General features: G+C 44.2%; 18 protein-coding genes. 3 read left to right on the top strand and 15 right to left on the bottom strand.

Features of this window, described 5'->3' with window-relative positions; translation table 11 throughout:
• Window positions 1-9: 9 nt before the first annotated feature.
• The 9 genes from A587_RS0118050 to sdhC form a co-directional block, all read right to left on the bottom strand.
• Window positions 10-576, bottom strand: a complete 567-nt coding sequence (locus A587_RS0118050; RefSeq protein WP_017218710.1) for a Crp/Fnr family transcriptional regulator — start codon at window positions 574-576, stop codon at window positions 10-12.
• A gap of 120 nt (window positions 577-696) precedes the next feature.
• Window positions 697-1,569, bottom strand: coding sequence for a succinate--CoA ligase subunit alpha (sucD, locus tag A587_RS0118045; protein WP_010371451.1), 873 nt, complete (start codon window positions 1,567-1,569; stop codon window positions 697-699).
• The gene (sucC, locus tag A587_RS0118040; RefSeq protein WP_010371452.1) at window positions 1,569-2,735 is read right to left on the bottom strand and encodes an ADP-forming succinate--CoA ligase subunit beta; all 1,167 of its coding nucleotides are present in this window, start codon (window positions 2,733-2,735) and stop codon (window positions 1,569-1,571) included. Before sucC ends, sucD begins: the two co-directional genes overlap by 1 nt.
• A gap of 173 nt (window positions 2,736-2,908) precedes the next feature.
• Window positions 2,909-4,402 (bottom strand): 2-oxoglutarate dehydrogenase complex dihydrolipoyllysine-residue succinyltransferase, encoded by a 1,494-nt coding sequence (odhB, locus tag A587_RS0118035; protein ID WP_010371456.1) that lies wholly within the window; start codon window positions 4,400-4,402, stop codon window positions 2,909-2,911.
• 10 nt (window positions 4,403-4,412) lie between these two features.
• Window positions 4,413-7,226 (bottom strand): 2-oxoglutarate dehydrogenase E1 component, encoded by a 2,814-nt coding sequence (gene sucA / locus A587_RS0118030; protein WP_010371459.1) that lies wholly within the window; start codon window positions 7,224-7,226, stop codon window positions 4,413-4,415.
• 84 nt (window positions 7,227-7,310) lie between these two features.
• Window positions 7,311-8,030, bottom strand: a complete 720-nt coding sequence (locus A587_RS0118025) for a succinate dehydrogenase iron-sulfur subunit (RefSeq protein WP_010371461.1) — start codon at window positions 8,028-8,030, stop codon at window positions 7,311-7,313.
• Window positions 8,031-8,040: 10 nt separating this feature from the next.
• Window positions 8,041-9,813 (bottom strand): succinate dehydrogenase flavoprotein subunit, encoded by a 1,773-nt coding sequence (gene sdhA / locus A587_RS0118020; RefSeq protein WP_010371464.1) that lies wholly within the window; start codon window positions 9,811-9,813, stop codon window positions 8,041-8,043.
• Entirely contained in the window at window positions 9,814-10,161 is a 348-nt protein-coding gene (gene sdhD / locus A587_RS0118015) for a succinate dehydrogenase, hydrophobic membrane anchor protein (protein WP_010371467.1), read from the bottom strand.
• The gene (sdhC, locus tag A587_RS0118010; protein ID WP_125252744.1) at window positions 10,152-10,529 is read right to left on the bottom strand and encodes a succinate dehydrogenase, cytochrome b556 subunit; all 378 of its coding nucleotides are present in this window, start codon (window positions 10,527-10,529) and stop codon (window positions 10,152-10,154) included. Before sdhC ends, sdhD begins: the two co-directional genes overlap by 10 nt.
• Window positions 10,530-10,945: 416 nt before the next feature.
• Here sdhC and A587_RS0118005 point away from each other — a divergent pair, with 416 nt between their 5' ends.
• The 3 genes from A587_RS0118005 (at window position 10,946) to A587_RS0117995 (ending at window position 13,958) form a co-directional block, all read left to right on the top strand.
• Window positions 10,946-12,232, top strand: a complete 1,287-nt coding sequence (locus tag A587_RS0118005) for a citrate synthase (RefSeq protein WP_010371472.1) — start codon at window positions 10,946-10,948, stop codon at window positions 12,230-12,232.
• A 102-nt stretch (window positions 12,233-12,334) separates the two neighbouring features.
• Entirely contained in the window at window positions 12,335-13,546 is a 1,212-nt protein-coding gene (locus tag A587_RS0118000; protein WP_017218709.1) for an aminotransferase class V-fold PLP-dependent enzyme, read from the top strand.
• A 4-nt stretch (window positions 13,547-13,550) separates the two neighbouring features.
• The gene (locus A587_RS0117995; RefSeq protein WP_017218708.1) at window positions 13,551-13,958 is read left to right on the top strand and encodes a SufE family protein; all 408 of its coding nucleotides are present in this window, start codon (window positions 13,551-13,553) and stop codon (window positions 13,956-13,958) included.
• Between the two features lie 29 nt (window positions 13,959-13,987).
• Here the strand turns inward: A587_RS0117995 and tcdA are convergent, their stop codons facing one another.
• The 6 genes from tcdA to msbA are packed head-to-tail and all read right to left on the bottom strand — an operon-like array spanning window position 13,988 to window position 19,098.
• Window positions 13,988-14,785, bottom strand: coding sequence for a tRNA cyclic N6-threonylcarbamoyladenosine(37) synthase TcdA (tcdA, locus tag A587_RS0117990; RefSeq protein WP_017218707.1), 798 nt, complete (start codon window positions 14,783-14,785; stop codon window positions 13,988-13,990).
• A gap of 1 nt (window position 14,786) precedes the next feature.
• Window positions 14,787-15,452, bottom strand: coding sequence for a TIGR01621 family pseudouridine synthase (locus A587_RS0117985; protein ID WP_017218706.1), 666 nt, complete (start codon window positions 15,450-15,452; stop codon window positions 14,787-14,789).
• A complete protein-coding gene (gene kdsB, locus A587_RS0117980) occupies window positions 15,439-16,200 on the bottom strand; it encodes a 3-deoxy-manno-octulosonate cytidylyltransferase (RefSeq protein WP_017218705.1) in 762 nt (253 codons plus the stop codon). Before kdsB ends, A587_RS0117985 begins: the two co-directional genes overlap by 14 nt.
• On the bottom strand, window positions 16,188-16,385 hold the full coding sequence (locus A587_RS0117975) for a Trm112 family protein (protein WP_017218704.1): 198 nt from the start codon (window positions 16,383-16,385) through the stop codon (window positions 16,188-16,190). Before A587_RS0117975 ends, kdsB begins: the two co-directional genes overlap by 13 nt.
• On the bottom strand, window positions 16,375-17,358 hold the full coding sequence (lpxK, locus tag A587_RS0117970; RefSeq protein WP_017218703.1) for a tetraacyldisaccharide 4'-kinase: 984 nt from the start codon (window positions 17,356-17,358) through the stop codon (window positions 16,375-16,377). The genes A587_RS0117975 and lpxK overlap by 11 nt, the downstream gene beginning before the upstream one ends.
• Window positions 17,359-19,098, bottom strand: a complete 1,740-nt coding sequence (gene msbA, locus A587_RS0117965; RefSeq protein ID WP_017218702.1) for a lipid A export permease/ATP-binding protein MsbA — start codon at window positions 19,096-19,098, stop codon at window positions 17,359-17,361.
• Between the last annotated feature and the right edge of the window lie 26 nt (window positions 19,099-19,124).

Raw genomic sequence — 19,124 nt, 5'->3', positions numbered from 1 at the left:
TAAAATAAATTAATTAATTTTCTTTATTCTATTTTTAATTCTTGATAACCCTTGTGCCGTGCATCCTAGATAGTTTGCCAAATCTTGATTAGTAATCTTCATTACCCAATCAGTTCTATACTCAAGTAAAAATCGGTAGCGTTCTTCAACCGTGTTTAAAAGTAAAAAAGCTTCCTTTGCCTCTTTAAACAATAACTGTTGCTGAAACAACTTTAATTTAAGCTCTGTTGTTGTCTGCTGCTTGAATAGGCTCAAGGGAACGTGCACTAACATCGCATCTTCAATTACAGCTAGTTGAAAGTGGCTGGGGAAGTCCCTTATCCATTCGGCATACAAAATACATAGCTCACCTGGAAAATAAAACTCCTTATGCCTTATCTCTCCACCCTCGCTGATAGCTGAGGAAACTAGCTTCCCCTTTTCGATAAAATAGCCTATGTCCTGTTTAGCACCTTGTGACAGCACTATTTCACCTCGAGTATGATTCGTCCTAATAAGTTCAGGATGTTCATCAGTGAACGCTAAGAGTTCAGCTTTCATTGTTTCACAGAGCTGACCTAAAGTTTGATAAGGCATGTACAGTCCTCTCACCGAAGTCGATTTAATTACACTCGCGCTGATAATACCAATTTTATAATCTGCTTAAATAGATCAAAAAAGGCTCCATAAGGAGCCTTTTTAACGTGTGGTATTAACTTACCAACCCGCTTTCTCTTTTAGTGCAGAACCGATTTCTGCAAGAGAGCGAACTGTTTTAACACCCGCTGCTTCAAGTGCTGCGAATTTCTCGTCAGCTGTACCTTTACCGCCTGCGATAATTGCACCAGCGTGACCCATACGCTTACCTGGAGGAGCTGTAACACCTGCGATGTAAGAAACAACAGGCTTAGTTACGTTGTGCTTGATGTACTCAGCCGCTTCTTCTTCAGCTGTACCGCCGATCTCACCGATCATTACGATAGCTTCAGTTTGCGGATCGTTTTGGAACATCTCTAGTACGTCGATGAAGTTAGTGCCTGGGATTGGGTCACCACCAATACCAACACAAGTAGATTGACCGAAGCCAGCGTCAGTTGTTTGCTTAACTGCTTCATAAGTCAAAGTACCAGAACGTGACACGATACCTACTTTACCAGGCAAGTGGATATGACCTGGCATGATACCGATCTTAGTTTCACCTGGAGTGATAACACCTGGGCAGTTAGGACCAATCATGCGAACGCCAGTTTCTTCTAGCTTCACTTTAACATCAACCATATCTAGTGTAGGGATGCCTTCAGTGATACATACGATTAGTTCGATACCTGCGCTGATCGCTTCAAGGATAGCGTCTTTACAGAATGCAGCTGGTACGTAGATAACAGATGCAGTTGCACCAGTTGACTCTACCGCTTCACGTACTGTGTTAAATACAGGTAGACCTAGGTGAGTTGTGCCGCCTTTACCAGGAGAAACACCACCAACCATTTGCGTACCATACTGGATAGCTTGCTCAGAGTGGAAAGTACCCTGACCACCAGTGAAACCTTGACAGATTACTTTAGTATCTTTGTTAATTAGTACAGACATTATTTGCCCTCCGCAGCAGCAACTACTTTCTCAGCAGCGTCAGTTAGTGACTCAGCTGCAATGATGTCAAGGCCAGAGTTAGCTAGTACTTCACGACCAGCTTCAGCGTTAGTACCTTCAAGACGTACAACTACTGGTACGTTTACGCCAACTTCTTTAACCGCACCGATAATACCTTCAGCGATCATGTCACAACGTACGATACCACCGAAGATGTTAACTAGTACTGCTTTAACATTATCGTCAGAAAGGATGATCTTGAATGCTTCAGATACACGCTCTTTAGTCGCACCACCACCAACGTCTAAGAAGTTAGCTGGCTTGCCGCCGTGTAGGTTTACGATGTCCATAGTACCCATCGCAAGGCCTGCACCGTTAACCATACAACCAACGTTACCGTCTAGTGCTACATAGTTAAGTTCAAAGCTTGCTGCGTGTGCTTCACGAGCGTCTTCTTGTGAAGGATCGTGGAATTCACGGATCTTAGGCTGGCGGAACAATGCGTTGCCGTCTACACCGATTTTGCCGTCTAGGCAGTGTAGGTTACCAGCGTCTGTGATCACTAGAGGGTTGATTTCTAGTAGAGCAAAGTCGTGGTTGATAAACATTTGCGCTAGACCCATGAAGATCTTAGTGAATTGCTTAACTTGAGTTGGGTTCAAACCTAGTTTGAACGCTAGCTCACGACCTTGGTAAGCTTGAGGACCTACTAGTGGGTCGATCTCAGCTTTATGAATTAGTTCAGGCGTTTCTTCTGCAACTTGTTCAATTTCTACACCACCTTCAGTTGATGCCATGAACACGATTTTACGTGAGCCACGGTCAACAACAGCACCTAGGTATAGTTCATTTGCAATATCAGTGCAGCTTTCTACTAAGATTTTAGCAACAGGCTGACCTTTCTCGTCTGTTTGGTAAGTAACTAGGTTTTTACCTAACCAGTTTTCAGCGAATGCGCGGATTTCGTCTTTGCTGTCTGCAAGTTTAACACCGCCAGCTTTACCACGGCCGCCAGCGTGTACTTGACACTTAACAACCCACTTGTCTCCACCGATTTTACCAGCAGCTTCAACTGCTTCTTGAGGTGTATCACAAGCAAAGCCTTCTGATACAGGTAAACCATATTCGGCAAAAAGTTGTTTTGCCTGATACTCATGCAAATTCATGATGCTTTATCCAATTTTTTATACTAAAAAAGCTGAATATTTATGCAAATAGTCAGCTATCCCAAATTGCGCACATAGTATAGATCCCAAGGCTTCTGATGAAAACCCCACTTAGACCAAAGGCGCAAAAAAAAAGCTGTATGCGAGCATACAGCTTATTCTTTAAACAAATATTAAACGTCTAGTAGTAGACGTGTTGGATCTTCAAGCAACTCTTTAATTGTTACTAGGAAACCAACTGACTCTTTACCATCGATTTGACGGTGGTCATAAGATAGTGCTAGGTACATCATAGGTAAAATTTCAACTTTACCGTTTACTGCCATAGGACGCTCTTGGATTTTGTGCATGCCCAAGATTGAAGACTGTGGCAAGTTGATGATAGGCGTAGATAGTAGTGAACCGAATACACCACCATTGGTAATAGTGAAGTTACCGCCAGTCATATCGTCAACAGTTAGTTTGCCATCACGACCTTTGATAGCCAATTCACGAATATTCTTCTCGATTTCAGCAACAGAAAGCTTATCGCAATCACGTAGTACTGGAGTCACTAGACCACGAGGTGTTGATACCGCGATGCTGATGTCAAAGTAGTTGTGGTAAACGATATCGTCACCGTCGATTGACGCGTTAACTTCAGGGAAACGCTTAAGTGCTTCAGTTACCGCTTTCACGTAGAAAGACATGAAACCTAAACGAATACCGTGACGCTTCTCGAATACCTCTTGGTACTGCTTACGAAGGTCCATGATTGGCTTCATGTTTACTTCGTTGAACGTTGTAAGCATTGCTGTTGAGTTTTTCGCTTCTAATAAGCGGTTAGCGATTGTCTTACGTAGACGAGTCATAGGTACACGTTTCTGAGTGCGCTCACCTACCGGGGCAGCTGGTGCAGAAGCTGCAGCCTTAGACTCTGATTTTGCTGGTGCTTTAAGGAAAGCATCCACATCTTCTTTAGTAATGCGACCGCCTTTACCAGAACCTTTGATCTTAGAAGCATCAAGGCCTTTCTCCGCGATAAGACGACGAACAGATGGTGTTAGTACATCTGAGTTTTCGTCAGAAGCAGCAGCTGGTGCTTCTTCTTTCTTCGCACTTGATGATGCAGCTGGTGCGCCACCGGCAACGATTTTACCAATAACTTGATCACCTAGTACTGTCTCACCTTCAGCGTGGATGTGCTCGCCCATCACACCGTCTTCAGGTGCAACAACTTCAAGAACCACTTTATCTGTTTCAATATCAACTAGATTCTGGTCGCGGCTAACCGCTTCACCTGGTTGAACGTGCCAAGTTGCGATAGTAGCGTCTGCTACTGACTCAGGAAGTACAGGTACTTTAATGTCCACTTCTTTACCTTCTGCTGCTGGCGCCGATTCTGACGCTGCTGGTTTTTCATTTGATTGAGCAGGCGCTGCTGCTTCATCAGCAGCACCTAGTTGTGCAATAACTTGTTCGCCAAGAACGGTTGCGCCTTCCTCTTCAGAAATTGCAACGATAACACCATCTTCTGGCGCTACAACTTCTAAAACGACCTTATCCGTTTCGATGTCAACTAAGTTTTGATCACGAGTCACTTTATCGCCAACGCTTACATGCCATGTAGCAACCGTTGCATCGGCAACAGACTCAGGAAGAACAGGAACCTTAATTTCGGTTGTCATCTCTTATTCCTTATTTCTTAATTGTTAAAGCGTCAGCAATTAACGCGTTTTGTTCTTTAGTATGTGTAGACATGTATCCACATGCTGGTGCAGCTGAAGCCTTACGGCCTGCATAAGTCAGATTTGCGCCAGCTGGGATAGCTTCCCAGAAATGATGCTGTGAACAGTACCAAGCACCTTGGTTTTGTGGTTCTTCTTGACACCAAACAAAATCTTTTACGTGCTGATAGCGAGCCATGATCTCATCCATCTCTTTGTGAGGGAATGGATATAGCTGTTCAACACGAACGATAGCCACGTTGTTAAGCTCTTGCTTACGACGTTCTTGCAGTAGTTCGTAATAAACCTTACCGCTACAGAACACTACACGCTCAACGTTTTCAGGATTGATATCATCAATCTCATCGATCATGTTATTGAATACGCCTTCAGATAGCTCTTCTAGGCTAGAAACAGCTAATGGATGACGTAATAGCGACTTAGGCGTCATTACAATCAGAGGACGACGCAGCGGACGAACCGATTGACGACGCAGCATTGCGTATACTTGCGCTGGTGTTGACGGCACACATACTTGCATATTGTGGTCAGCACAAAGCTGTAAATAACGCTCTAAACGCGAAGAACTGTGCTCTGGACCTTGACCTTCATAGCCGTGAGGAAGTAGTAGTGTTAGACCACACAAACGGCCCCACTTCTGCTCACCTGAACTTAAGAATTGGTCAAATACGACTTGCGCACCGTTAGCGAAGTCACCAAATTGCGCTTCCCATAATACCAATGACGTTGGCTCTGCTGTCGCGTAACCATATTCGAATGCAAGTACCGCTTCTTCTGATAGTACTGAATCGTACACTTCGAACAAGCCTTGACCTTCACGAATGTTTTGCAGCGGAAGATAAGTAGACGCGTCTTTTTGGTTATGAACTACGGCATGACGGTGGAAGAATGTACCACGACCAGAATCCTGACCAGTAAGACGAATATCAGTGCCTTCATCAACCAAGGTCGCGTAAGCCAATGTCTCAGCCATACCCCAATCAAGCATTTTCTCACCTTGCGCCATAAGTTTACGATCATCGTAAATCTTTTTAACGCGTGATTGTGCTTTATGAGCCTCTGGGTAGCTCGCAATCTTTTCGCCAAGCGCTTTGAGTTTATCTAGCGCAACTTTTGGCTCATACGGCGTGTCCCAATCGTGACCAACATACTTAGACCAATCTGATGAGTGTTTGGTTTCTTTTTGAATTTCTTCTACAACACAAACGCCTTTATCAAGACCATTTCGGTAATCATCAGCAATTTGTTTCGCATCGTCTTCAGAAATCACACCTTCGCGTACAAGTTGATCAGCATACAATTGGCGAGGTACTGGGTGCTTTTTGATCTTCTGATACATCAGCGGTTGCGTTGCATTTGGCTCATCCGCTTCGTTGTGGCCGTGACGACGGTAACATACTAAGTCAATCACCACATCACGTTTAAACTTGTTACGGAAATCAAGTGCAACTTGTGTAACAAAAGCAACGGCTTCAGGATCATCTGCGTTCACGTGGAAGATAGGTGCCTGAACCATTTTAGCGATATCAGTACAGTATTCAGTCGAACGAGTGTCTTCGCGTTTTGACGTAGTGAAACCAACTTGGTTATTAACTACGATACGGATCGAACCGCCAACGCCGTATGCACGTGTTTGCGATAAGTTAAACGTTTCTTGAACGACACCTTGACCTGCGATTGCAGAGTCACCGTGAATTGTGATTGGTAATGCTTTAGAACCACTTTGGCAATTCAAACGGTCAAGACGAGCACGTACCGAACCCATTACTACTGGGTTTACGATTTCAAGGTGAGATGGGTTGAATGCCAATGCCATATGAACATTGCCGCCCTTCGTACCGAAGTCAGAAGAGAAACCCATGTGGTATTTAACGTCACCAGAACCTGCGTGCTCACCATATTTACCAGCGAACTCGTCAAATAGTTCTTGTGGGTTTTTACCCAATACATTCACTAGTACATTTAGACGACCACGGTGGGCCATACCAATTACGGCTTCTTGCTGACCGCTTTCACCTGCACGGTGAATAAGCTCTTTCAGCATAGGCACAAGTGAGTCACCGCCTTCTAGAGAGAAACGCTTAGCGCCTGGGAATTTTGCGCCCAAGTACTTTTCTAAGCCGTCTGCAGCAGTTAGACCTTTGTAGATTCTTAGTTTGGTTTCTTTGTCGAATTGTGGCTTCGAGAAGGACGATTCCAAACGCTGTTGTAACCAACGTTTTTCTTCGGTAGAGGTGATGTGCATGTACTCAGCACCGATAGAGCCACAGTATGTCGCTTTAAGCGCAGCGTACAAGTCTTTGAGTTTCATTGTCTCTTTGCCACAAGCAAAAGAGCCAACGTTAAATTCTTTATCTAAGTCTGCATCGGTTAAATCATGAAAAGCAGGGTCAAGATCGCGAACACGTTCTCTATCCCAAATCCCTAACGGATCTAGGTTTGCGTTCTGATGACCTCTGAAACGGAATGCATTAATTAACTGCAGAACTTTAACTTGCTTGGCATCAGCAGAACCCTCTGCGGAAACCACGACTTCTCTGTGTTTGTTTTTAGCAAGCTCCGCAAATTGCGCTCTTACTTCTGAATGTTTAGTGTCAACATCCACTCCATCAACTTTAGGTAGTTGATCAAACACCTCTCGCCACTCTTCTGGCACTGAAGCTGCATCATCTAGATACGCCTCATATAGATCTTCTACGTACGCAACGTTACCGCCGTACAAATGCGAAGATTCTAGCCATGCCTTCATCACACCTTCGTGCATCTATTAGCCCTTTTATCTAGCGCAGAAACTCAAACGAAAACAAGATGGCAAGCTTTTGCTTGCCATCTTAGCTAGTAGTATGTGTTATACCGAACGGTTTAACAACATTGATTTAATTTGTCCAATTGCCTTAGTTGGATTAAGGCCTTTTGGACATACGCTAACACAGTTCATAATACTGTGACAGCGGAATACGCTGAACGCGTCATCAAGACCAGCAAGACGTTCTTCTGTCGCTGTATCACGGCTATCAGCCAAGAAACGATAAGCATGTAGAAGACCCGCAGGACCGATGAACTTGTCTGGGTTCCACCAGAAAGAAGGACAAGACGTTGAACAACATGCACAAAGAATACACTCGTACAGGCCATCTAGCTTTTCACGTTCTTCAATTGACTGAAGACGCTCTTCACCACCAGTTGGTTTGTCGTTGATCAAGAATGGCTTAACCTTCTCGTATTGCGTATAGAACTGGCTCATGTCGATTACCAAGTCACGGATCACCGGAAGACCTGGTAATGGACGAATGACGATCTTGCCTTTACCACCATTCTGCAAAGCAGAAATTGGAGTAATACATGCAAGGCCGTTTTTACCATTCATATTAATACCGTCAGAACCACATACCCCTTCACGGCATGAACGACGGAAAGATAAAGATGGATCTTGCTCTTTTAACTGCATAAGAGCATCTAATACCATCATGTCACGACCTTCCTCTACTTCTAGAGAATAGTCTTGCATGCGTGGTGCCGCATCTTCATCAGGATTATAACGATAAACAGATAATTCTAAAGTTGCCATCGCTTAGCTCCTAGTATGTACGTGCTTTCGGTGGGAATGCTTCACGAGTCTTAGGCGCGTAGTTAACTTCACGCTTACTCATAGACTCAGACTCTGGGTTGTAAATCGAGTGACACAACCAGTTTTCATCATCACGCTCTGGGTAGTCGAAGCGAGAGTGTGCACCACGACTTTCCGTACGGAAGTTCGCAGCAACCGCTGTCGAGTACGCTGTTTCCATCAAGTTATCTAACTCTAGACACTCAATACGTTGCGTGTTGAATTCAGCAGACTTATCGTCAAGACGTGCGTACTGTAGACGCTCACGAATTTCTTTAAGTTCTTTAAGACCTTCAGCCATTGCATCACCTTCACGGAATACCGAGAAGTTAAGCTGCATACAACGTTGTAGATCTTTCTTGATTTGTACAGGATCTTCACCCTGACCTTTCGCAGAAGTTTCCCAACGGTTAGTACGCGCAAGTGCTGCGTCTACGTTATCGTTGCTTGCTTCTTTGGCGATTTCAGCATCTTTCAAGTAAGTACCAAGGAAGTTACCCGCCGCACGACCGAATACGACAAGGTCAAGCAGTGAGTTACCTCCTAGACGGTTTGCACCGTGTACAGATACACACGCAATCTCACCTACTGCAAATAGACCTTCAACGATCTTTTCATTACCTTGACCGTCTACGTTTAGCACTTGACCGTTTACGTTAGTTGGTACACCACCCATCATGTAGTGACAAGTTGGGATTACTGGAATTGGCTCTTCTGCTGGGTCTACGTGTGCGAATGTCTTCGCTAGATCACAAACGCCAGGAAGACGTAAGTTAAGTGTCTCAGCACCTAGGTGGTCAAGCTTCAGCTTGATGTGCGGACCCCAAGGACCATCACAGCCACGACCTTCACGGATCTCAGTCATCATTGAACGTGCAACAACGTCACGTGACGCTAGGTCTTTCGCGTTTGGCGCATAACGCTCCATGAAGCGCTCGCCATCTTTATTTAGAAGGTAACCACCTTCACCACGACAACCTTCCGTTACTAGTACACCCGCACCTGCGATACCTGTCGGGTGGAACTGCCACATTTCCATGTCTTGCATTGAAATGCCAGCGCGTACCGCCATACCAACGCCGTCACCCGTGTTGATGTGCGCGTTCGTTGTTGATGCGAAAATACGACCCGCACCACCAGTTGCAAGGACAACTGCTTTTGATTTGAAATAAGTGATTTCACCTGACTCGATGTCGATTGCGGTGACACCCACTACATCGCCATTGTCATTTTTTACTAGGTCTAGTGCATACCACTCAGAGAAAACGTTTGTTTTGTTTTTAACGTTTTGCTGATATAGGCAGTGTAGCAACGCGTGACCAGTACGGTCCGCTGCGGCTGCTGTACGTGCCGCTTGCTCGCCACCAAAGTTTTTCGACTGACCACCGAAAGGACGCTGATATACGCGACCGTTCTCAAAACGAGAAAAAGGTAGACCCATGTTCTCAAGTTCAGTGATAGCTTCTGGACCTGTTTTACACATGTACTCGATAGCGTCTTGGTCACCAATGTAATCAGAACCTTTAACTGTATCGTACATGTGCCATTCCCAGTTGTCCTCGTGAGAGTTACCTAGCGCAACGGTGATACCGCCTTGTGCTGATACTGTATGAGAACGAGTTGGGAAAACTTTTGAAATAAGAGCACAAGTTTTGCCTGATTCCGAGATAGCAAGTGCCGCGCGCATACCCGCACCGCCTGCACCGACTACAACTGCGTCAAATTCACGTACGTTATATTTCACTTAAACACCCCACAGAACAAACAGACCAATAGCTACGTAAGCTAAAGCCATAAGGTTTAATACAAAGCCAAGAATAGTGCGAGTTGTTGAGTTCTTAACGTAGTCAGTTAGAACCTGCCACAAACCGATGCGTGTATGTACCATGATGCATACTAGTGTGATCATCGTTGCTGCTTTCACAGCTAAGTTTGAGAACAACCCTGACCAAGCTTCATAAGTCAGTTCAGGAGTAATTAGAAGATAGCCTACGATGAATACCGCGTAAGCTAGGATAATTAACGCAGTTGTACGTAGTGACACGTAGTCTTGTACGCCATCACGCTTTAGAGTCGCTTGATTTAAGACCATATCCATACTCCAGCCAAAATTGCTACGATAACCCAAAGTGCTAGTGCAATCTTCGCGCTATTGTTGCCTGATTCTAATTCTTCCCAATGTCCCATATCCTGGATCATGTGACGGATACCACCGATGATGTGGTAAGACAATACAGTTAGGGTGCCCCACGCGATGAATTTCGCGATAAAGCCAGACATCAGTTCTTTTACAAACTCGAAGCCTTCAGGAGAAGAAAGGGATTCAGACCAAGCCCAAATCACAAAGGTCAAAGCGAAGAAGAAAGCGACACCGGTGACACGGTGAAGAATCGACGCTTTAGCCGTTGGCGGCATAGATATAGTCGTAAGATCTAGATTTACAGGTCTTTGCTTTTTCACAGTTACTTGCCCATCTTTGCCCACAAAGGAGCTCATCTACTTGTTTTTATGAAACCCACCTACATATTGCAAATGTAGGTGGCACACTCTAGATAAACCAATTAGGACACCAAAAAGTTCACTCGAGTGTAAAAATTGATGTAAAAATAGGTTTACCCACAGACGATACGGTATAAAACCGTTGACAGTATATAAGGCTATGCGCCCTTTTACAATTCTTGTTTAGATAGAGACGCTTGCGAATTAGCGAATGGTCTAATATTTAATCGTCGTAGAATATTTATTATACATTTATGCATAAATCACAGAAAAATTGACTTTTAACCTAGGTTATAAGTTAGAATGATCTGAATTTGCTTAACATTAGTATCACAACATAACAATCAGAATATTGTTATTAAATAGGAGACAAATAGATGGCAGATAAAAAAGCCACAGTCCATATTGATGGTCACGATCCGATTGAGTTACCAATTTACGAAGGTACAGCTGGACAAGACGTAGTTGACGTTCGTTCTTTAGGTGCTCACGGCCTATTTACGTATGACCCAGGATTTATGTCGACTGCCTCTTGTGACTCGTCTATCACTTACATTGACGGTGCCAAAGGTGTACTGCTTCACCGCGGTTATCCAATTGAGCAACTTGCTGAAAATTCTAACTATATTGAACTTTGCTACCTACTATTAAATGGTGAATTACCAAGCGAAGAACAACTAGCTGAGTTCTCAGATGAGATCACTCGCAACACAATGATGCACGAGAAAATTGCAGCGTTTTTCCAAGGCTTCCGTGTCGATGCACACCCTATGGCAATGCTATGTGGTGTAGTTGGAGCGTTATCTTCGTTCTACCACTCAGATTTGGATATTTCTGATGAAGATCAGCGCATGCGTTGTGCAATCAAATTAGTAGCTAAGCTACCAACAATTGCTGCAATGGCGTACAAGTATAATGTTGGCCAACCGTTCGTATACCCACGTAATGACTTGAGCTACGCAGAAAACTTCCTTCACATGATGTTCTCTGTGCCAGCTGAAGACTATAACGTTAGCCCAGTGCTTGCTAAAGCAATGGATCGTATTTTCATGCTTCACGCAGATCATGAGCAAAACGCGTCAACTTCAACAGTTCGTCTTGCTGGCTCTTCAGGTGCAAACCCTTACGCGTGTATCGCGGCAGGTATTGCATCACTTTGGGGTCCTGCACACGGTGGCGCAAACGAAGCATGTTTGACTATGCTTGAAGAAATCGGCTCTGTTGATCGTATTGACGAGTATGTTGCAAAAGCAAAAGACAAGAACGATCCGTTCCGTCTAATGGGCTTTGGACACCGCGTTTATAAGAACTTTGACCCACGTGCGACAGTAATGCGTCAAACGTGTCACGAAGTGCTTAAAGAGCTAAACATTCAAGATCCACTGCTTGACGTTGCAATGAAACTTGAACAGATCGCCCTAGAAGACCCTTACTTCATCGAGAAGAAACTATACCCGAATGTAGACTTCTATTCTGGTATCATTCTTAAAGCAATCGGTATTCCAACAAGCATGTTTACGGTTATCTTCGCGATGTCTCGTACTGTGGGCTGGATTTCACACTGGAACGAAATGCTTTCTCAACCAGGACACAAAATTGGTCGTCCGCGTCAGCTTTACAAAGGCTACACGTCTCGCGACTACAAAACACAAAACGACAGATAATCTCGTTATTGTGTTTGAAAAGGCCGCTTAATGCGGCCTTTTTTGTTTTAATATCGCCGCGTATTCGTTAGAATCGCGCTGCTCAATTAACTCAGGTACGTTATGACTGACATCCAATCTCTGCGCAACGACTTTCCAATTTTGAACAAACAACTTGATGGACAGCCGCTTTGCTATCTTGACTCTGCTGCAACTGCGCAAAAACCGAACAAAGTCATCGATGTCATAAAAACTTTTTATCAAAATGAGAATTCAAACGTACATAGAGGTTTACACTCGCTTAGTGAAAACGCCACCGTTCGCTACGAAAGTGCCCGAGAAACAATTGCCAATTTTTTAAATGTAGAAACACGAGAAATCGTATGGACCAGCGGCGCAACTGAATCACTCAACTTGTTGGCTCATGGCCTGAGTGCACGCTTCAATTCAGACAGCGTCATTGCTATCAGTCCCTTTGAACATCACGCTAACATAGTGCCTTGGCAAGAAGCTTGTCAACGTACAGGCGCAACTTTATTGGTGTTACCTATGTTAGACGGCGTCCTCGATGAGCAAGGCGCAATTGCGATGTTAAAGCAGCATAAACCTGATGTGTTAGCAATGGGCCATGTTTCAAACGCACTTGGGAATATTCATCCAGTTGAGTCGCTCATTTCGGTTTGCAAGGCCCTAGGTACCATCACGGTTATCGACGGCGCACAGTCTTTACTGCATTTAAGACCTGATCTGAAGGCACTGGATTGCGACTTTTATGTTTTTTCAGCTCATAAAGCGCTTGGACCAACAGGTGTCGGCGGACTTTATGGTAAATACCAGCAACTAAATGCGCTCCCCGTATACAAAACCGGCGGCGAAATGATAAAAGAAGTGAACTTCGAGCATTCCAGCTATAGAGAGGCACCTGGCAAGTTTGAGCCCGGCACTCCCAATATTTCTGGCGTTATCGGATTTGCCGCAGCGATAGATTATGTAAACGAGATTGATCCCAGTGCACTTCAACGATACGAGCAAGCGCTCTACCACTCCCTTTTAGAGAAGCTAAGACAGATTAAAGGCATCACGGTTTATGGCGATACACAAAACAATGTTGGCGTCGTCAGTTTTAACTATAAAAACGAACACCACTACGATCTTGCCACACTACTCAATACATACGGCGTAGCAGTGAGAAGCGGACACCATTGTACTCAGCCGCTAATGAAAATGCTCAAGGTTAATGGGACTGTACGTGCAAGTTTGGCTTTTTATAATAACCAAGGCGATATTGAGCATTTTATTAATGCGTTAAATGCCACAATAGATTTATTAGATTAAACTTATGAATATTGAACATATCACAAAAAAATTATTCGAAAGTCACGGCTGGCAAGCCAAATACCGTGAAATTATGCTGCTAGGAAAACAACTTCCTGAGCTTCCTGATGCACTGAAAGTCGACTCAGCGTTAGTGTCTGGCTGTGATAGTAAAGTGTGGCTCTATGTTGACTTAGATGAAAGTGCGCAGCAACTCGTACTTATTGCCGACTCAGATACGCGTATTGTTAAAGGCTTACTTGCAATCATCATTGCAGCGTACGCAGGTAAAACGCCAGAGCAAGCAAGCCAGTTTAATGCTTATGAACTATTTGAGTCGCTTGGATTAATTGCTCACCTAAGCCCATCTAGAGGTAATGGTATACGTGCGATTGTTGAACAGATCCAAGTGCAGGCGGAGATATTAAAATAAAGTGATATAAAGTGCTCAAACGAGCACACTTATTCACTGCTTTTGCTTTGTTTATCGAGGTACTTACGTATTGCTTTGGACGCAGCAAAAAAACCAAAACTCCCGGTTACCATAGTGGCAGAGCCAAACCCGGTGGCGCAGTCCATATTTTTCCCACCTTCAGCTTGTTGCTTTGCTTTGCACACGGTGCCGTCGGTACTTGGGTAAACTAGTTGCTCTGTGGAATACACGCAATCCACGCCAAATTTACGTTTTGGATTATCACTAAAGTTATATTGTTTTCTGAGAATATAGCGTACTTTTGCCAGCAGCGGATCATGGGTCGTCTTTGCCACATCCCCATACTGGATCTGGCTCGGATCGGTTTGACCACCTGCACCACCTGTAGTGATCACCGGTATTTTATTTCGCTTACAATGCGCGATTAGCGCCGCTTTCTCTTTAACCGCGTCGATACAGTCAATAACATAATCAAAGCCCTGAATGTAGTTTCTAATGTTATCTAACATCAAAAAATCATCGATCAGGGTAACTTCACAATCAGGGTTAATCGCAAGGCAGCGATCTCGCATTGCCTCAATTTTTTGCATCCCGATACTTTCGCTATGAGCATGTAACTGGCGGTTAATGTTGGTTACACAAATATCGTCCATATCGATAAGCGTTATTTTACCTATACCCGTTCTCACTAGCGCTTCTACAGCCCAACTGCCAACGCCACCAATACCAATGACACAAAAGTGTGCTTTACTTAATGCTTCCAACTCGGCGTTACCGTATAACCGACCAATACCGCCAAATCTTAGTTCTCTATTCGAATCCGTCATGTTACCACTCTAATTGACTTGGATTTTGCCAACTTGCAAAGATTTCATGTGCCAATAAATGGCCAAATGCACCATCACCTTCAGGCGCCGCTTGATAGTGTTGATGGTTACCTTGCCACTCAAATTCAAGGCAAAATGCGTGAAGATACGTTCTATCTGCAGGCTCTCCACTATAGGCTAAATCGCCTAAAATTGGCGCACCGATGCTTTTTAGTGCCACCCGAATTTGGTGTGTTTTGCCGCTAAACGGTTTAACGATACAAGCGCGTAGGTTGGTCGCAACAGAGCATGAATAAAATCGAGTTACTGCAGGGTTTAGCTTAGTTTTAACCAGTTTATAGGTGCCTCTACGCGACTTCGCCATATCACCTTTTATCCAGCCTTGCTTTTTCTTCGGTTTAGCACTAACTAACGCCAGGTAAAATTTGTCTATTTTCCGAGCGGAAAACAGGCTCGTCAGCTGCTTTGCAGCCTCGCTAGACTTGGCTAAAAGGATGAGTCCCGATGTGACTTTATCGAGGCGGTGAACTGGAAATAAGGGATAGCCTAGTTGCTCCGTCAGTAAGGCGACAAAACCTGCACCGTCCTCACTATGGAAGCTCGTACCTTGTGGTTTGTATGCAACCACATAGTCTATCTCGTCCGCAATGAGCTTAAACTTTTCCATTCAGTATCTCTTGAACCCGTGCCAAATCTTCGGGAGTATCCACTCCAGCATGCACAGGCTTAGCCGCTTTAGCGACCTTAATTGTGTATCCATGATACAACACACGTAGCTGCTCTAGTGACTCTTGCACCTCTAGCGGTGAAACACTTAGCGATAAATAGGTTTGAATAAAGCCCGCACGATATGCATATATGCCAACATGACGTTTAAAATGGCTCACTGGAATGCTATTTTTGTCGAGCGTTAACATGCTGTCACGCTGAAACGGAATAGACGAGCGAGAGAAATACAGTGCGTTGTCTTGAATATCAGACACCACTTTCACAGCATTCGGATTTAACACCTCTTCTACATCTTCCACATCAACGCACAAAGTCGCCATCGGTGCATCAGAATGATGCAGTAGTGCTGCCACTTGTGCGATGTTATCAGGTTCTAGCAGAGGCTCATCACCTTGTACGTTGACCACCAAGGTTTGTTCGTTCAACCCCAGTTGTTCAACAACTTCGGCGAGTCGCTCAGTACCAGATTGGTGATCTTCACGCGTCATGAGCACGTTATCAGTGAAGCCTTGCGCTGCCTCAAATACCGCACTGTGATCGGTAGCAATATAAACCGCTGCAGCGCCAGATTGCATAGCCTGTTCGTAAACTCGCTGGATCATTGGTTTGCCGCCGATATCAGCAAGTGGTTTACCAGGTAGCCGGCTTGATGCATAACGCGCCGGAATAACGACTACGAATTCCACTGCTCAACCTCATCGCTGCTCAGCTCGCGCGCTTCGTTCTCCAATAGCACAGGAATATCATCTTTAATTGGATACGCAAGCTTCGCTGCAGTGCTGATCAACTCTCTGTTTTCTTTGTCATATCTTAATTTGCCTTTACATACTGGACAGGCAATTATTTCTAGTAATTTGGTATCAAAGGCCATGATGAATCTCTTTCTTTTTAAGTAAATTTAATACCGCTTTTTCAAGCGCTGATGTAGGTTTGGCATCTACTTTGAGGTAATACCAATTATCTTTTGCAAATGTGCGACACTTTACCGCATCTTTCTCTGTCATAAAAATAGCGCCGTTATCGATTTGCGAGAAATCGGACGCTTGATATGGATGATGATCCGCAAAATGTAGACTTTCACTCAGAACAATCCCCCTATCTCGTAGCGTATTTTCAAATCGCGCCGGATTACCGATAGCGCAGACTGAAGCGCCAGCCATTTCAATATTGGATGCTGGACTATCATCTGTAACACGAAAAAAACCAACGGTCTCTAACGTGTAGGAATAACTCTCGCATCCACCATTGTATACGGCAAGATCGACACTCTGGATACGCTTAGGTAATTCTCTAAGGGGCCCTGCCGGCATCCATAAGCCATTACCAAAGCGTCGCACAGCATCAACAATACAGAACTCAATATCTCGTGCCAATTTATAGTGCTGTAGCCCGTCGTCGCTGACGATGATGTTTACATCGCTATTATCCAATAATTTTTCAATACTGGCTTGTCTATCAGCACCAATCATCACTGGGCATTTCAATCGTTTGGCGAGTAAACAAGGTTCATCACCGCCCTCTTCCGTTGAGGTCGCTGCAGTGACCAAAAACGGGGTTGAGCTAGGTTTCGCACCGTAGCCTCGACTGATCACCCCAACCTTAAAACCAAGCTTTTCAAGGAAAGGGACTAACCAAAGCACAAATGGCGTTTTGCCATTACCGCCCACACTGATGTTACCGACAATAATAACCGGAACAGGCGAACGGTACGCAGGGCAAAAGCCGAGTTGATAAAACCCCTTTCTCACCGAGCTAATAAGTCCAAATAACAAGCTTAACGGAAGTAATAATATCGTTAGCAGTCCCGGTTTTTTATACCAACTTTGCTCTATTTTTGATGCCATTTATTGCTCACCAAACTGCATTTTGCAAAGTGCATGATAAACCCCTTCTTGCGCGACCAATTCAGCATGCTTGCCTTGTTCGATGATCTTGCCTTTATCTAGCACATAGATGCAGTCGCAGCGCTCGATTGTCGATAGCCGATGGGCAATTACTATAGTTGTTTTGTCAGCCATTAGCTCTTCTAACGCTTGTTGGATCAAACGCTCAGATTCTGTGTCTAATGCTGATGTTGCTTCATCTAAAATAAGGATAGGTGCATCTTTAACAATAGCACGCGCGATGGCGATACGTTGTCGTTGTCCGCCAGAAAGCATCACGCCATTTTCACCAACAAGGGTATTTAGGCCCTCAGGAAGATCTTTAACAAATTCCCAAACATGGGCTTGTTTTACGACTTTTTCTAACGCTTCTTGCGATAACGGTTGCTTTAGCGAGTACATAATATTATTTGCAATGGTGTCATTAAACAACACCACTTGCTGCGACACGATAGAAAACTGCGCGCGTAGATCCGCAAGCTGGTAGTCATTTATATTCGTGCCATCTAACTCAATACTGCCCGCTTCAATATCATAGTAACGTGGTAACAGATTAGAAATAGTTGATTTTCCTGAGCCACTTCTACCTACCAATGCAATACTCTGCCCAGCTCTGATTTCAAGGTTTAATGACTCAATCACCGGATCGTTTTTAGAAGGATAAGTAAAGGTTAAGTCTTTGACTTGTAGGTTACCTTGAGCACGAGATAAGGACTGAGTGCCAGTGTCCTTTTCTTTTTCAAGATCAATCACCGCAAACACACTTTTCGCCGCAGAGATCCCGCGTTGCAGGTCACTATTTACATTGGCAAGTTGTTTTAAAGGACGCAGCATCATCATCATAGAGGTGATCAAAGTAACAAAGGTGCCCGATGAAATTTTATCCACCATAGAAGGCATCGCGACAATCGCGAGTATCACCGCCATTGCGCCCGCAGCTATAATTTGGATGATAGATACGCTCAGCGCTTTAGTCGCGTCCATTTTTACGCGTTGCTGACGATTATGATTATTAACTTTAGCAAAGTGAGAGATAGTTTTATCTTGACCACCAAAGCCATGGATGACTTTATGACCCGCCATCATTTGCTCAGAGCTTTTCGTCACTTCTCCCATCGCATCTTGAATATTCTTGGAGATTTTCTTAAAACGCTTAGACACCACAGTAACTATCACCGCCACGATTGGTACCACAACTAAGAAAATGAGTGATAGCTGCCAACTTGCATAAAACATCGTGATAAGTAAGAAAAACACAAATGCACCTTCACGGATCAGCACTTGAAGCGCCTTAGTGACGGCTTGCTGTACCTGCTCTGTATCAAAAGTGATTTTTGATATCAATTCGCCATTAGAATGTTGATCATGAAATGAAACTGGTAGATACAACATATGTTCAAATAGTTGCTGTCGCAAAGCACGCACAACCTGAGACCCAACATAAGACAAGCAATATGATGCCATATAGTTAAAGATACCGCGTCCGATAACTAACGCGATAACAACAAAGGGAGCCAATTTTAGTACATCGCGATTGCCTGCAGTGAGGCCCTCATCGATAAACGGATCCATTAACGCAACGAACGAAGCGTCCATCGCAGCGTACCCTATCATGCCAATTACTGAAAATACGGCAGCGAGTTTAAAGTCTTTTACATAGCTAAATAATCTAGCGTAAATCTGCTTGTCGGTTGGTTGCATTGCCAGCCTCTACTTTTCTATATGGC

Origin of the sequence: Pseudoalteromonas sp. NJ631 (assembly GCF_000276645.1) — a bacterium.
Lineage (GTDB): Bacteria > Pseudomonadota > Gammaproteobacteria > Enterobacterales > Alteromonadaceae > Pseudoalteromonas > Pseudoalteromonas piscicida.
The sequence above is the reverse complement of the archived record's forward strand: the minus strand, read 5'-3'. Positions and strand labels throughout refer to the sequence as shown.

Excerpts from the sequence above, each read along its gene's own strand:
- msbA (WP_017218702.1), bottom strand. The coding sequence starts at position 19,098 with ATGCAACCAACCGACAAGCAGATTTACGCTAGATTATTTAGCTATGTA.
- odhB (WP_010371456.1), bottom strand. The coding sequence starts at position 4,402 with ATGACAACCGAAATTAAGGTTCCTGTTCTTCCTGAGTCTGTTGCCGAT.
- sucC (WP_010371452.1), bottom strand. The coding sequence starts at position 2,735 with ATGAATTTGCATGAGTATCAGGCAAAACAACTTTTTGCCGAATATGGT.
- A587_RS0117975 (WP_017218704.1), bottom strand. The coding sequence starts at position 16,385 with ATGGCCTTTGATACCAAATTACTAGAAATAATTGCCTGTCCAGTATGT.
- A587_RS0118000 (WP_017218709.1), top strand. The coding sequence starts at position 12,335 with ATGACTGACATCCAATCTCTGCGCAACGACTTTCCAATTTTGAACAAA.
- tcdA (WP_017218707.1), bottom strand. The coding sequence starts at position 14,785 with ATGACGGATTCGAATAGAGAACTAAGATTTGGCGGTATTGGTCGGTTA.
- A587_RS0118005 (WP_010371472.1), top strand. The coding sequence starts at position 10,946 with ATGGCAGATAAAAAAGCCACAGTCCATATTGATGGTCACGATCCGATT.
- A587_RS0117995 (WP_017218708.1), top strand. The coding sequence starts at position 13,551 with ATGAATATTGAACATATCACAAAAAAATTATTCGAAAGTCACGGCTGG.
- sdhD (WP_010371467.1), bottom strand. The coding sequence starts at position 10,161 with ATGGTCTTAAATCAAGCGACTCTAAAGCGTGATGGCGTACAAGACTAC.
- lpxK (WP_017218703.1), bottom strand. The coding sequence starts at position 17,358 with ATGGCATCAAAAATAGAGCAAAGTTGGTATAAAAAACCGGGACTGCTA.
- sucD (WP_010371451.1), bottom strand. The coding sequence starts at position 1,569 with ATGTCTGTACTAATTAACAAAGATACTAAAGTAATCTGTCAAGGTTTC.
- sucA (WP_010371459.1), bottom strand. The coding sequence starts at position 7,226 with ATGCACGAAGGTGTGATGAAGGCATGGCTAGAATCTTCGCATTTGTAC.
- A587_RS0117985 (WP_017218706.1), bottom strand. The coding sequence starts at position 15,452 with ATGGAAAAGTTTAAGCTCATTGCGGACGAGATAGACTATGTGGTTGCA.
- A587_RS0118050 (WP_017218710.1), bottom strand. The coding sequence starts at position 576 with ATGCCTTATCAAACTTTAGGTCAGCTCTGTGAAACAATGAAAGCTGAA.
- A587_RS0118025 (WP_010371461.1), bottom strand. The coding sequence starts at position 8,030 with ATGGCAACTTTAGAATTATCTGTTTATCGTTATAATCCTGATGAAGAT.